Below are 14,482 nucleotides of genomic sequence, written 5' to 3'. Positions count from 1 at the left end.
CTCATGAAGCGTCTAGGCATCCTCGCCCACAGCACCGAAGGTGCCGCGCTGTGCTTCCTCACTTTCTGCCAAGAGGGATTCCGCCGCACGGGCCGTCACGAACACCCGGATGTGACCTTGGACTACACCGCGTTCGGATTCAGCATGCCAGCGTGGGATGCAGGGGATCATGCCGCGGTTCGCAAGACCCTGGCCACGAGCGTTGGACGACTCGCGGGCGCGGGTGCCGACTTCTTCGTCTGCCCGGACAACACCGCCCACATGGCCTTGGAGGTGCCCGGACCCGCCCTAGCGCTGCCGGGCCTGCACATCGCCGAGGTGGTCGCCGACCGGGCCGCCCGCGACGGCCGCAACCGCGTCGGCGTACTCGGCACCAAGTACACGATGGACGGGCCGCTGTACCCCCGGGCGCTGGCCGCCAGGGGAATCGTCGCCGAGGTCCCGGACGCTGAAGACCGCCAGACCGTCAACAGGATCATCTTCGACGAGCTTGTCCGCGGCGTCCTCACCGACGTGTCGCGCGATCAGTACGTCCGTGTCATCGAGCGGCTGGCGGTACGCGGCTGCGACGCCGTCGCACTCGTGTGCACCGAAATCCCCCTTCTGGTGCCCCAGGACGCCTCTCCCCTGCCGACGCTGGACTCGACTCGTCTGATCGCCCGCGCCGCCTACGACACCGCCGTGGGCGACAAGCCGATGCCGACCTGGCGCGGAGGGGCGCGATGAGTCCGATCGGCCGGACGGCGCCGTGCCCCGAGCAGCGCCTTGCGGAGCTTGGCTTGGTGGTGCCGGATGTAGGAGCGCCGGCCGCCAACTACATGCCGGCCGTGCGCAGCGGTGCCCACGTCCACACGTCGGGGCAGGTGCCGCTCCGCACGGGGAAGCTGATCGCGACCGGTCGGCTCCGGGGACGGGGACGGGGTCGGCGCGGAGGAGCGGTACCTGTGTGCGCGCCAGTACGCGCTGAACTCGCTGGCGGAGCTGAAGGACGAGGTCGGTGATCTGGCGGCCGTGGTACGCGTGGTGAAGGCCGTGGGTGTTCGTCGCCTCGACGAACACGTTCACCGAACAGCCGCGGGTCGGCGCCGGCGGGCCGGACCTGCTGTGCGCGCTGTTCGGCGAGGCGGGACGGCATGCGCGTTCCGCGATCGGGGTCGCGAGGCGGCACTGGCGCTGATCGCCGAGCGCGCCGGCGGCGGCGCGCTCCCGCCGGCCGAGCGGGAGCGCCTGCTGCTGGCGACCGTCGGGAATCCGCTGGCGATCCGGGAACTGTGGGCCGACGAGCCGGACGGCCACGCGGACCCGCGCGCCCCGATCGCGCTGGCGGACGGGCTGCGGTCGGCCTTCTCGCACCGCGTGCAGCGCCGTTCACCGGCCGCCCGGCGGCTGCTCCTGCTGATCGCGGCGGACGGCACCGGCCGCGTGGACGTGCTCGACCGCGCCCACGCCGAACTCGCCGGCGGCGAACGTCCCCGGCGCTCGACGACCTCGGCGATCTTGTCGAGGTCACCGGGACGACGGTGGCGTTCCGGCATCCGCTGATCCGTTCGGCCGTCTATCACGGGGCCGGTCCGGAGCCGCGGCGCGCCGCGCACCGGGCGCTGGCCGCGGCGCTCCGCGACGACACAGCCGAGGCGGACCGCCGGGCCTGGCATCTCGGGTGTGCCGCCGACGGCCCTGACGAGGCGACCGCCGCGCTGCTGGAACGGTCGGCGGACCGTACCGCGCGCCGGCTCGGCCCGGCGGCCGCGGCGGCGGCCCTTGAGCGGGCCGCCGAGCTGAGCGCGCCCGGCCCCGGCCGGTCCCGGCGCCTGGCCGCGGCGGCGTCGGCGTACTGGCACGGCGGCGACGGCGGGCGCGCCGCGCCCTGCTCGGCGGCTGGCCACCGATGTCCTCGACGAGGCGGGCGAGCGCGGCCTGACGGCAGCGGCCGCGGTGGCCCGCCGCGCGCTCGGCACGCTCGAACTGGCCGCAGGACGCTCCGAGGACGCGCTGCGCCACTACCGTGCGCTGGACCGGGGCGACGCCACCCACCCGGGGATCAAGTTCGCCGGCCTGCCCGACTACATCGAGGCCGCAGTGCGGGCGGACCGAAGCGCGGAGGCCGCGCCGCTGCTGAACCCGATGCTGGGCTGGCCCAGGCCATGGGGGCCCCCGGCTCCCTGGCGCTGGCCGCCCGCTGCCGGGCCCTCCTGGCATCGACGGGCGCGGAAGGCGCGGCGAGCGCCGAGGGCGCCTATCGTGAGGCCCTCGCCTGCACGCCCGTGCCGACGTACCGATCGACCGGGCCCGTACGGAGTTGCTCCTCGGCGAGCACCTCCGCCGCGGTCGCCGCCCCGCCGACTCCCGGCCCCATCTGCGTTCGGCGCTGGAGACGTTCACCCGACTGGGCGCGGCGGCCTGGGCCGACCGTGCCCGCAACGAGCTGCGCGCCACCGGGGCGAGCACGGGCGAGCACTCCCCCGGCGCGCTGTCCGGCCTGACGCCGCAGGAGCTGCGGATCGCGCTGGCGGTCGGCGAGGGCGCCACGAACCGCGATGTGGCCGCCCAGCTCTTCCTCAGCCCGCGCACCATCGAGTACCACCTCAGGAAGGTCTTCCAGAAGACCGGCACGGCCTCCCGGACCGAGCTGACCTTCCTCATCAGGGCCACCGGCCAGGGACGAACGGTGCGCAAGTAGCGCCAGAACCCGTGCACGGACGGACGATTCCGCAGCTCAGCGGCCGGGAACACGCCCGCTGTACGCGATCTCGCCCGCGTCCTCCGGCAGGCTGTGCGGGACTGGTCCCTCGAACCCGGCGAGCGGCTGCCCTCGCAACGCAACCCGGCCAGGACGCTGGGGGTCAGCCGGGCGACCGTGGTGTCCGGCTGGAACGACCATCCAGTTCCGCTCGGCTTCGTTGCCATCTGTTCAGCGCGGCGGTGCCGTCCTGGGTAGGCGACTACTTCGCCAGGGCGGCCGCGGCCGTACTGATCTTCGGCGACACCGGCTCCGTGGTGTCGTCCGTCACCGGCTCGTGCGGGCAGGACGGTTGCGGATCGCACGCCGACCGAGCTGCCACAGTGCTTGGTCCATACGCTCTCGGGCGTGGTCCAATCCGACGAGCCGGATCGACTGAATGTGTGCGAGGCTCTTGATGACGTTCTCCTCGCTGCCTGTCAATAGTCTGCGGGATGCGAGTTCGCGTATATGTGAACCTGCTTCGGCAAGCAGATTCCATTGCCTGGCGAACACCGGGTTCAGCGCGTCCCGGTACTCTTGTGCGCGCTGATCCGGCCGGCGTTCCCCGGGCACAAGGATTTCGCAGAGCAGGGGTCGGAGTTCACGGAAGCGGTGCCGGGCTTCGTCCGTCAGCCATGCCGAGCTATGGCCGTCGGGTAGTGGCGGGTCGGCTCCCCACGCGCGGTAAAGCTCGTGCAGCGCGGTCACGCGCACCACGTCCGGGTCGAATCGGCCGCGCTCGGTGTGCAGCAGGTGTACGAGTTCGACTGCGGCCTGGCTGTTGGCCCAGAACGCACTCTCCATCCGTTCGATCGCATGGCCACCGCCGTACCGCTCCACCTCTCGGGCGTAACTGCAGAACGCGAGGTCGGTGGCCAGCCGGGTGCGGACTAGGCCACGGGCCCAATCAGAACATAGGGACATCACTTCCGCGGCCGAGTCCGGCGTGGGTGTGTGAAACCGCAGGCGTAGGTGCGGGAGGGGGTCTGAATAGCGGATGAAGAACCAGCGGTCCACCAGCCGGGCGAACTGCTCGTCGGCCAGCAACGCCCGCAGCGGGCCGGCGATGATCCTGTCGTGGCGATCCGCAGCTGCGTACAGCTTCAGGTGAAGCCACTCATCGCCGGGTAGCCACCGGCGATGAGCAGCGGGCGGTGCGCCGGCCCGGGTGGGGGCCGGCTGCGGCATCCGAGTCCTGTCCCGCAGCACGAGGGGGACGGCGATCTCGGCATGATACGGGCGGTCGTCACGGTCTCGAAGCCACAGGTCGTCAGGTCCAGGAAGAGCCTCCATCAACTGGATCTGCTCGCCGGGACCACCCGCCAGCCGGTCACGCAGCCGGGTCACGTTTCGGTGCAGTTCGTCCACCCACATCGGATGGTCCAGGTCGAGCAAGAGCCGGTTGTCCAGCACGGTCAGATGCGTGAACCTGGGGACCTGCCACTCTCGCCTCCAGCGCTGGCACGCGTAAAAGAAGGCGTCCGGGTCCCTGCAATCCGGGAAGGTCGATGCGTCGATCATCCACTGGGCCGGGTGCAGCACCACCTTGCCCCGGGTAAGCCGCGGCAGGAAAGGCGCACCGGCTGCGGCACCCCACTCGAACAGAGAACGCGGGCTGTAACCGTCTTCGGAGAAATCCAGCAGGGCACGGCAGATGTTCGGCGCCGTCGTGGCACTCAGCGCATGGGTTTGGCTGACCGAGAGATAACGGCCCCGCGAGAGGGAGCGCAGGTAGAAATGTTCTGCGTTGGCGCCGACAACGATATCGGTAAGCGGAATCTGCTTTACCGGCGGCCCGGTCGGGCTTGTGTTAACACAGATCTCGTAGCCGCGAGTGGGCGGATGGCCGGCCAGGTTCCCGCGGCGGCTGTGCCGGACCTCATAGTTGAGCTCTGCGAACACGGTGTCAGGGCGCAGCGTCTCCTCCAGCCGCTGCTGGCCACGGATCCGTGCCAGGGCGGCCTCGTCGATGAGGTCGGAGAACCGGCCGAAGGCCTGCCAGCCACCGTAACTGCCGATGGTGCTGAGTACCAGCAGCCATCGGCCGTCCCGTATCGCCTCGGGCGAGGCCCCCGCGATCTGGAAGATCAGGTCCTGAGCGGTGCGCGGGCGGCTGTGCGCCTCGTCCGGGCGCCAGACCGTGAGCCGGTCGGCCAGTTCGTCGTCGAGGTCGATCCTCAGCAGGCCGTCGCGGGCGGCGCGAACCGCCAACTCCACCAGGGCACGGTCGCGTTCCGGGTGTACCGGCTCAGGTTGCTGCGGCAACGGTTGCCGACGGGCCGGCTTGAAGTACAGGTTGGGCGGTCCGAGGCCCGTCTCGGAGTTGAGCACGTCCAGCAGCGGCACCTCCGAGTCGGCACCGTAGTGCTCCAAGAAGATGCGGTGGTAATCGGCGATGTAAGGTCGCCGCTGCCTCGTGCAACCGAGCCTCATCAACAGTTCTGCCGCGGCGGCCGCAGCCTTGCCGATCTCAACCGGCAGCGTCGAGGGCTTCAGCGCGAGCGCGGTGTCGAGCTGAAGGGTCGGGCCGGTGAAGTCGGGCGTCATCGCACGTTGGTGTGCTTCAAGCAGCGACACACTCTCCGCGTCGGCGCGGCCCGCACCTCGATCCACGTCGTCGGCCAGTCGCCGCATGCGCATGAGATCATTGATGGCGCCGGTAGGTACGTTCTGGTCGGTCAGGCGCTTGATCAGATGGACCTCCGGCAACGGCTCGACTGGGGAGGGCAGCAGGTCGCCGAGGATTATGCCCTCCTCCCAGAGCCGGTCGAGCAGGCTGCGGATCTTCTCTGGGGCCGTGGTCGGGAAACGGTCGGCGAGCTCGACCGCAAGTTCGCCGAAGGTCGGGTTTCGTTCGGCCAGTTCCAGCGCCACCGCCAAAGGGCGGTTGATCGCCAACTCGATCCGCTCCCGGTTGGCGTCTTCCTGAAAGTCCAGCTTGAGGAGCACAGCCAGCCCACCGATTCGGTGCAGCAGCGTGTTCACCCGTACGCGCAGCTTGTCACGTACCAGAGGGTCGCGTTCGATCCGCTCGACCACTCGGGCCAGCCAGGCGCTGTCCGCCCGGGTGCGAGTCGCCAGCACCGGGTCGGAGCACAACATCGCGATCCCGCTTCCGCCGGCGTTGAGCGAGGTTGCCAGGTCGTCGCCCATGGGTTCACTGCGGAAAGTGCCGGCGGCGACCCCGGCGAACAGTCCCAGCGGGGTGGGGCGAGACGACATGCGGACGAGATACCGAAGCAGGGCGGCGTACCGTCGGCCGGTGGCCTTGTCGTGCGGGGCGTTGTCGTCGAGTCTGTCCAGCGCGGCGCCGAGGCTCGAGCTGGCGACCTGGATCGCCTGACGAGTGCGTGGCGAGGCGGCAAGCCTACGGAGGGTCTGGCGGCCTTCGGCACGCGCATGCGCCAGCGCGGCACCCGTGGCGTTCGGTGCGTCCGGAAGCGCCGTCGCCAACGTCCCCTCGCCCTCATCTAGATTGGCGAATATATCCGCGGGCAGGATGGGAGCCCGAAGCATGAACAGATCCGGTGCTTCGTACAGGCCCGTCCCATCGTCCTGCGGGGATGTGGCCGGACCGGAAGATTGTGTCATTTGACTCGTTTCCTCGCGCCCATTGCGTTCTTCGCAGCCCCTTCATTTCAGGAGTCAGCCGGTTGTTCAACGTCAGCCATAGTGGAACTCCTCCAGCAGATGGCCGAATCGGGCAGCGAAGAGTCGGGTGTGCTCTACGGTGAACACTTCCTTCCAGGCACCGATCTGGCCGCGGTGGAAGCTGTAGGAATTGCGATTGAAGACCTTCTCCACGGCAACCTCGGGATCGATGTCGGACCCGACATGTTCGGCGACCCGGCGCACCGCTGCGAGCTGGCGCGCCGCGGTGCCGCCGCCCTGCTCGCCGACGAGTTCCTCAAACGACACACTGCACACGTCCGGATGGTGGAACAGGCTGATCGCGGCTTCGAAGTCGGCGAGCAGCGGAATAGCTGGATCGCGGAGGAGATAGGTGATCCGGTCGGACACACTCGGCAGGTTCCGTAGAATCGGCCGGAAAACGGCCGCTTCAGGCTGACGAGTGAACCGCTGTCCTCCTTCGCGGGACAGGAATGCCGCCATCGAGACGACGGTGTCACGTGGATCGCGATAGCCCAGGACCAGACGTGGCCCGGATTCGCTCTGCCATTCCAGGTAGAACGCAGGATCAAGCCGCCATATGTCCAGAGAATGAAATGTCCAGCATATGCCTGGTGGGGTGGCGGAGAACGGTTGCCGCCAGGCGTGCGGGTGCATCGGCAACCCGTGATCTAGTTCAGGGAAGGCGAGTCGAGTATTGGATGCGTTGATCCCGGCAAGTTTGACCTGCCATAGTTCGGCGACTTGATACCACAACAGGTTGGTGGCCTGGATGAACCCCTCACGGTCTTTGTGACGGTCGAGCCGGGACAGCTGATCGGGATGGGCAAATCGTTCGGCCAACTCAATCCGCTGACGCAGACTCAGGGTCACAACACCCTCCGGCGGGGGAACCGCCTCACCATGAGTGTGGTAGCCAAGCGAGACCATCAATTCTTGCAGTAGATGCGTTCCGCTCTTTCGCGGTGACACTGCAATAACCCGTTCTACGGGCATCGAAGCATTCCCCTCACCATGACAGCTTGATTTGGCACGACGAATGTACGGCCGCTCATTGCCGGCAGTCGCTCACCACGTCTGGCCGATACCGATTAATCAGGTTTCTCATACTCACGACGCCATAGCGGGTCCGGCTTCAACCGGACCCGCTCGACACGCTCATCAAATGCTCAGCAACATTTCTGGTTCGTCGTGACGGTGTAAACACTTGTATTGCTACAGCACGTCCACCACCAGGTGTGCCCTGCGACGGGAATACCGTCCCCGGGCAGAGTGGAGACCTGGATGTCGAGGTCGAAGTCATCGAAAAGTTCGGTTGGGGCCTTCTCTTGGACCTGAGTAAGCATGGTGCATCCCTTCGATGTTGTCGTGCTTCGTTCTTCAGCCCGGTCAGTTCATGGTGCCACAATATAATTCCGAGTCGTTCCTGGCTTCAACAATCATTTCTGATCATTCGATCACGCTTATCGGGAGTCGATTGATCAAATCTTTTTACTGAGACGTCATAGTGGTTCCAGTTCGGGTGGCCGAAACCACTATGACGTTCTCGTCAAATGCTCAGCAACATGACTGGATTGAGGTTATGGAAATGCACATCGAACTGCACGACCACCACCAGGTGTGCCCTGCGACGGGAATACCGTCCCCGGGCAGGGTGGAGACCTGGATGTCGAGGTCGAAGTCATCGAAAAGTTCGGTTGGGGCCTTCTCTTGGACCTGAGTAAGCATGGTGAATCCTTTCGGTGTCGTCGTGCTTTGTTCTCCAGCCCGATCGGTTCGGGATGGTCCGGGGACAGGGGGACGCTCCGGTCAGGCGCAGCAGGCCTGCACGGAAGCACCAGTGGCCGGGCACCAGCACGAGTAGTTCCCGCACGTGCCTTTGCACGAGAACCAGGTGCTGAAGCCGGCCTGGGGCGAGTCGGGGCCGGGAAGTGTGGAGATCCTGACGTCGAGGTCGAATTCGTCGAGAGCCTCGACTGGGGCGTGCTCCAGAGCATGGGTGGTTATGGTGACTCCTTCGATGCTGTTTCTTGGCCCGGCCGGTTCTGGGTGGTCAGGGGACGGGGGTGACCAGGCCGGTGTCAGCGAGGTCGCGGAGGCCGGCTCGGACCTGGGCAGCGCTGTCGTCGGCCTCCTGGCCGGCATCAAGCAGGTGGCGTCGGTACTCGGACTCCACCGTGTCGATGTCCTGGCCGTCGCAGAGCGCGTAGACCAGCCACGCGCGGGCGTTGAGCCAGCGAGCCTTCGGCTCGGCTTCGGTCATCACCAGTAGTTGACCCAGGTCGGGGAGGGCGACGCTCGTCGCCGGCTCGACCCGGCGGTAGCGCGTTGCCACGATCTGGTTTCGGGGCGGCACATGGTCATGAGACGGTTTCGGCCAGGTGCGAAGGCCCGGTTCGATCGTCTCGATCGCATCCAGCAGCCAGCCGACGAACCGGCTTCCCTGCGCGGTGAGGCAGCCGCCGTGGATTGCCTCGGCCTGTTCGGCGAGGTATCGCGCCCGGTCAAGAACCGTGAGGTACGTCCCGTCTCTGGCTGCGGGCGAGCCGGGTGTCGGCCGGTCCACGGCCGCCGACCGCGGAGGGGGACCGTAGCGGGCGGCCAGCCGCTCCCCCGCGTCCGTCGCGGCCGCGCGGAAGAGCAGAAGGTGGCTATAGACGTGCAGCGCGAACAGGACACGTACCAATGTCCAGTTCGATGTCCGCCACGGAATCGTCACCTGACGGTCGGGCTCGACGACGAGCGACCCGGATCGCGACACGTCGAACAGCTTCAGATGCAGACCCTCATGGAAAAGGATCTCCGCCGTTTCCCACGGGTCGGTGAGCCGGCTCGGGGCCATGAAGATCGCGGACGGCAACGGGTCACCGCCGGAGACGGACAGCAACGGCCCGTCGGGCCGCTCGTCGGTCGCGAACCCGACCGTCGCGATGTGCGGGAACACTCCCGCGCCGCTGATCGGCAGAAGGTCACAGAGCAGGTCGGCACCCCGGCGCAGCGCCAGGATCATCTCGTCGGTCACGGGCACGCCGCGTGCCGCAGCGCTGAACGTCGCCACGAACAGCCCTTCGAGCCTGGCCCGGTAGACCGGGTCGGGTGCGGGACCGTCGTCGATCTCGGTCCACAGCCAGGTGGGGCCATGGACCGGCCACGCATGTACCGACGGCCGCATCAGGCGTTCACACGGCCCTGTTCCCGCCGCGTCGCCGACCGGGAACCTGGCGAGCAGGTCGCCGAATGCCCGACTGATCTCTATGCCGTTCTCGAGCCGGGTCAGCTCGTCCTCGAACGCGTTGCGGAGCACCGGATCGAGGAGCAACGGCAGCAGGTTCGTGTCGTCGAGCCCGCCCGCCAGTTCCAGCGCAGCGGCGTTCACAGGGTCACGGGCAGCGAGCACGGTCAGGCCGAGCCGGTAACGCGCGAGGCCGCGTCGCCGGATCGCGGTCGGATCGGCGAAGTCCCCGTGCCGGCCGAGGGCCGCATCCGTACGCCGGACCCGCTCCGTCCCGGACTCTGTGTCGGTCATGAGGCCCGGTTCCTTTCGTCAGTGCGGTGGCAGCTCCGCCTGGGTCACTCCGCCGGTGCGGCGTACGCGGGATACCAGGCCCGTTCGGCCGGAGAGTCGACCCCGATCTCAGGCCGGCGAACCAGGCCGAGCACAGCCTTGTCGGGTGCAGAGACGGCGGTGGTTGGCATGATGTCCCCTCTCGTTTCGATCTTCTGGCACGGACACTAGTGACGTCGGGTGTGACCACGGTGTCGCCGCCTCACCGCCCCGCGGCGGCCGGCTCCTCCGGTAGGTCCGGGCCGGCGCCGGCCTCATGGTCCTGGTATCCGGCGGCCTGGAGGCGCAACAGCCGGGCGTAGGCGCCGTCCACGCAGCGCGGTATCCGCCTCGACCCGCGTGACCACCTCGGCGAGCCACGCGGCGTCAGCGCGTGTACGCGTCGCGCGGACTGGGTCGTCGTCCAGGACGGCGGTGGTACGAGCCGCGAACGTCCCCGCCGCTACGCCCGCGAACAGTCCGTGCGGCGTGGGACGCGTGGACATCCGGGTGAGGTAGCGCAGTAGAGCGGCACAGGCCCGGTCGTGGCCATTGCCGTCCGGCCGCGCGTCGAGTGCCGTGACCAGGCTCGTGCTCGCCGCGTGCAGGGCCTGCCCGACCCGGGGTTCACGCGCCAGGGCATGCAGGGCCCGGCGCCCCTCGGCCCGGAGCGCGGCCGGCGTCGCGCCGGCGGCCACGGGTTCACCGGCGAGGCCAGGGAAGGTGTCCACGGGCAGGACCGCAGCACGAACCACGAACAGCGAGGACGCCACGTACGCGCCCTCGGTCGCAGGCACCCGTCCGGCAGATCGCGCCATCGGTGATCTCCTGGCCTTCGACGTGGTCAATGGACGAGGAGCGCTCGCGCCCAACGCGGCGGCGCCGAGCTGGTCACGGACAGGAGGGTCAGGGCGACACCGGCCGCACCATCGAGGAAACCCGGATGATCGATCCAGGCTCCCGCTGGGGCATCCGCGAGCGGGGAGCCGGGGCCCCCCACTTCCCGTGGCTTGTAGTCCTGCACAAGGAGCGGCCGGTCAGCGTCGCAGTACGCGAGCAAGTTCTCGACCAGCTCCGGCAGGGCGGCGCGCGCCGGCTCGCTGCCGGCCAGGATCGCGAACTTACGACAGATCAGGACCAGCCCGGCCCAACCGTGGCACAGCCCGGGGGTCTCCGGGCCGGGCCCTTCGCGCAGGCGCCGGGTCGCGGCCGCGAAGCCGTCGACCGCGATCGTCCTGACGGCGTCGTCCGCCAGACGCTGCGCCGCGTCGAACAGGGCGGAGCAGACACCGAACGGGCCGTAGCAGTACGCCTCGCCGGCTTCGTGGGCCATCGCGGGCGCGACCGCGCCCGCCGCGTCGAACGGCATCACCCGCGGCCAGGCAAGGTCGGTGCCATCTCGTGTCACTGATTCCATGAGCCGCCGGGCCAGGAGGCGGACGGCGTCCGTCACGCCGTCCCTCCCGTCGGCGGCCGGCTTGACCCGGCTGAGCGCGGCGAGCGGCCCGGTTATCCCGTGGGCGAGACCGAGGTCGACATATCCGTACGGGTACAGCTCATGCTCGATCTCACGCTGCGGGTAGTGTTTCCGCTCGATGCGCCACGACGACCAGCCGTCGGCTCCTGACCGGCACCGGTCCACGAGCCTGCCCACAAGGACGTCGCGGGCTCGACCCGCGGCCTCGTCATCCTCCACGACGGCGGCGAGGTACCCGAGGATTCCGGCCGCGCCCGAGATGACGTCGTAGTAGTCGAATGCCAGCTCGCCTGCGGCGGGAACCCGGGAGTGGGCGACCTGCTCGCCGAGCTTGCGGTGAAGAGTCCGCAGCGTTCCCCGGTAACGCCCGTCGACGGCCGCACACGCCGTGGCGGCGACCGCCATCCCAGCGGTCCCGTTGGAGAGGCCGGCCGAGAGGACAGGGGCGTCGTGCGTGCTGCCGGCCGCCAGCCGCAGCCACTCCTCGGCCCGCGCACGGGACCGGTCCGCACTCTCCGGCAACAGCTCTGCGGCGACGGCGAAGGCGAGGGCACTGCCGGAGGCGCCGCTGTACAGCGAGGCACCGGGCCGCCAGACCGGGTAACCGGTCGTGCGCTCGGCCGCATCGGCGGCCTCGACCGCGAGGCCCAGGTCAGCGAGCCGGTCCAGGATCATCGTGGCCGTGGCCCGGCACTCGGCGGCCAGCGTGGGCGGCAAGAGGTCGAGCTCAGACATAACCGAACAGCTCCAGGAGGTGTCCGAACCGCTGTTGGAACAGCCGCTCGTGCTGATGGGTGAACACGTTGCGCCACGTCCCGATCCGACCCCGATGAAGCTGTAGGCGTCGGAGTTGAAGAGCGTCCCGGCCACGGCCGAAGCGTCGACGTCGGCCCGGACGTGCTCGGCCACGCGACGGACCGCGGTCACCTGCCGCCCGGCGCTGCCGCCGCCCCGGGGGCCGACCAGTTCCTCGAACGACACGGCGCAGACGTGTGGATGGTGGTAGAGACTGATCGCCGCCTCGTAGTCGGACAAGAGCGGGACGGTAGGGTCGCGGAGCAGGTAGGTGATGCGATCGGCGACGTCCGGCATGCCGCGCAGGATCGGCCGGTACACCGCCGACTCCGGCTGACGATTGATCTTGTAGTCGTCTCCGGACAAGAACGCGGCCAGGGAAACCACGGTGTCGCGCGGGTCACGGTAATTGAGGAGCAGGCGCGGCTCCCAGGATGACTGCCACTCGCGGTAGAACGCCCGGTCAAGCCGGTACAGATCGAGAGCGTGCGCGGTCCAGCAGATGTTCGCCGGCGTGGAGCCGAACGGCAACCGCCATGCGTCGGGATGCATCCGGAGCCCGTGGACCGCTTCGGGACACGACAGCTCGGTATGCGTCACGTTCACGGCGGCGAGGCGCGTTTGCCACATCTCGGCGACCTGGAACCACAGCTGGTTCGTCGTCCGGACGAAACCCTCACGGTCGTGCCGGAAGTCCAGCCGGGCCTGCTCGTCCGGGTGCAGGTAGTGCCGCGCGAGGTCGAGGCGCTGCCGGATACTCAGCTCCACTGCGCCGTCCGGCGGTGGCACGGACTCACCGTGCACTCGGTAGCCGAGCCGCACCATCAACTCCTGCACCAGATGGGTGCCGTTCTTCCGCGGCGCCACGGCGATCACGCGTTCGACACGTGCGGGGCCCTTCTCAGCGCCGTCCGTCACCGAACCGGTTTCGGGCTTCACCAGCCCTCCACGGAGTCGCGGAGGATCGACTCGTTGAGCTGGACCGTCTCCGCTTCGGGGTCCATTCCGTAATCGCTCACGAGCGCGCGCCGCAGGCCCGTGTACACCGCAAGAGCATCGATACGGCGGCCACTGCGATAGAGCGCGGTCATCAGCAAGCGTTGCAGGGACTCGCGGTATGGGTGTGCTGCCGACCACTCCACCAGGTCGGGAAGAGCCTCCTCATACCGGCCGAGAGCCAACTGGGTGCCAACCAGCCGCTCAAGGGTCTGCAGACGAACCTCGTCCAGCCGTGCGGCGTACGCTTCGACCGTCGGGGTCCTCGGCACATCGGCGAAGGCCGGTCCCCGCCAGAGGCTCAGGGCGTCGGTGAGCGTCCGCACCGCGCGGTCGTCCCGCCCGTCCCGGATCTCGCCCCGGGCTTGAGCGACGAGCCGGTCGAACCGCCCGACATCCACCTCGTCCGGAGTGACGACCAGCCGGTAACCGGATTCCGTCGTCACCAGCCGGGCGGCGGCGGCTCCGAGAACGCGACGCAGACGCCAGACGTAGCCATGGACCGCCTTGCGCGCCGTATCCGGCGGTTCCTCGCCCCACAACGCGTCTACGAGCGCATCCACGCTGACCTGCCGTCCCGGCCGGACGAGCAGGACCGCCAGCACCGCTCGATGCTTGGCCGCCGCGATCCCGGCCGCCTCCCCATCGAGCCGTACGGCGACCGGGCCCAGGACGCCGAATCGCCACGAGCCGACGTCCGCGTCGTCTGCGACGCTCGCTGGAGCGAGGGCAGGGGCACAAAGCTCGTCGATGAGGTTCCATCGGCCGTTGTCGAACATCTCGTGGACGTGGCGGGTGACCTTGGTGTTGTTGGCGCTCTGATTAGCGTTGGACATCTGTTATCTCCTCGGCCGACGTACCTGATGGCGACTCCGACTTGACAGATGCCAACGCCGAGGTAATTCCACAGGAACGGCACGAACTCGCCCTTCACAACTCCTCAAGCAAGGGAGGCGACGAGGATCCACCCGAAAGGTGGGTCGGCTGGAACGCAGCGATAAACCGGCAGGCGCCCAGGGGCGATCACTTCTCGTACTGCTGGCGCCTGTTTGAGCTGGCCCGACCCTTGGCTCCATATACGCTCCCGGCAATTGCTATCCACGCTACTCTTCATTCTGATCGTTGCGGATCTTGAATCGTCCGGGTTGCCCGGCCGAAGCCGTACCGGTATCCGTAACGGCTGCGGCTCTATGTCCGCTCCGCAACCCGACCTTTCCTTCCTGTTGTTCTTTGCGTCACAGGGGACCCCGGTTCAGCGCCCGATCCTGCTAGCTGGCCTGTTGAGCGGTGTGGCGCGTGGAACGGCTGGTCACCGACG

10 protein-coding genes are annotated in these 14,482 nt (G+C 68.5%); 3 read left to right on the top strand and 7 right to left on the bottom strand.

Features of this window, described 5'->3' with window-relative positions:
- Window positions 1-3 precede the first annotated feature (3 nt).
- From ACTWPP_RS02060 to ACTWPP_RS02050, 3 genes are all read left to right on the top strand, one after another.
- Entirely contained in the window at window positions 4-726 is a 723-nt protein-coding gene (locus tag ACTWPP_RS02060) for an aspartate/glutamate racemase family protein (RefSeq protein WP_443102301.1), read from the top strand.
- Window positions 727-1,104: 378 nt separating this feature from the next.
- A complete protein-coding gene (locus ACTWPP_RS02055) occupies window positions 1,105-1,542 on the top strand; it encodes a hypothetical protein (protein ID WP_443102300.1) in 438 nt (145 codons plus the stop codon).
- 757 nt (window positions 1,543-2,299) lie between these two features.
- On the top strand, window positions 2,300-2,680 hold the full coding sequence (locus tag ACTWPP_RS02050; protein ID WP_443102299.1) for a helix-turn-helix transcriptional regulator: 381 nt from the start codon (window positions 2,300-2,302) through the stop codon (window positions 2,678-2,680).
- A 327-nt stretch (window positions 2,681-3,007) separates the two neighbouring features.
- Here ACTWPP_RS02050 and ACTWPP_RS02045 read toward each other — a convergent pair whose 3' ends face one another.
- The 7 genes from ACTWPP_RS02045 to ACTWPP_RS02015 all read right to left on the bottom strand — a co-directional run bounded on the left by ACTWPP_RS02045 (window position 3,008) and on the right by ACTWPP_RS02015 (window position 14,000).
- Window positions 3,008-6,313: a lantibiotic dehydratase gene (locus ACTWPP_RS02045; RefSeq protein ID WP_443102298.1), complete on the bottom strand. Its 3,306-nt coding sequence runs from the start codon at window positions 6,311-6,313 to the stop codon at window positions 3,008-3,010.
- Window positions 6,314-6,385: 72 nt separating this feature from the next.
- Window positions 6,386-7,225, bottom strand: a complete 840-nt coding sequence (locus ACTWPP_RS02040; protein ID WP_443102297.1) for a hypothetical protein — start codon at window positions 7,223-7,225, stop codon at window positions 6,386-6,388.
- A 936-nt stretch (window positions 7,226-8,161) separates the two neighbouring features.
- Window positions 8,162-8,497: an FDLD family class I lanthipeptide gene (locus tag ACTWPP_RS02035; RefSeq protein ID WP_443102296.1), complete on the bottom strand. Its 336-nt coding sequence runs from the start codon at window positions 8,495-8,497 to the stop codon at window positions 8,162-8,164.
- Window positions 8,406-9,878, bottom strand: a complete 1,473-nt coding sequence (locus tag ACTWPP_RS02030; RefSeq protein WP_443102295.1) for an aKG-HExxH-type peptide beta-hydroxylase — start codon at window positions 9,876-9,878, stop codon at window positions 8,406-8,408. The genes ACTWPP_RS02035 and ACTWPP_RS02030 overlap by 92 nt, the downstream gene beginning before the upstream one ends.
- Before the next feature lie 293 nt (window positions 9,879-10,171).
- Window positions 10,172-10,714 (bottom strand): lantibiotic dehydratase, encoded by a 543-nt coding sequence (locus tag ACTWPP_RS02025; RefSeq protein ID WP_443102294.1) that lies wholly within the window; start codon window positions 10,712-10,714, stop codon window positions 10,172-10,174.
- Window positions 10,715-10,740: 26 nt separating this feature from the next.
- A complete protein-coding gene (locus ACTWPP_RS02020) occupies window positions 10,741-13,107 on the bottom strand; it encodes a lanthionine synthetase C family protein (protein ID WP_443102293.1) in 2,367 nt (788 codons plus the stop codon).
- Window positions 13,104-14,000, bottom strand: coding sequence for an AfsR/SARP family transcriptional regulator (locus ACTWPP_RS02015; protein ID WP_443102292.1), 897 nt, complete (start codon window positions 13,998-14,000; stop codon window positions 13,104-13,106). The genes ACTWPP_RS02020 and ACTWPP_RS02015 overlap by 4 nt, the downstream gene beginning before the upstream one ends.
- Between the last annotated feature and the right edge of the window lie 482 nt (window positions 14,001-14,482).

The sequence above is a fragment of the Actinomadura sp. 3N407 genome, from assembly GCF_052245875.1.
Lineage (GTDB): Bacteria > Actinomycetota > Actinomycetes > Streptosporangiales > Streptosporangiaceae > Spirillospora.
The sequence above is the reverse complement of the archived record's forward strand: the minus strand, read 5'-3'. Positions and strand labels throughout refer to the sequence as shown.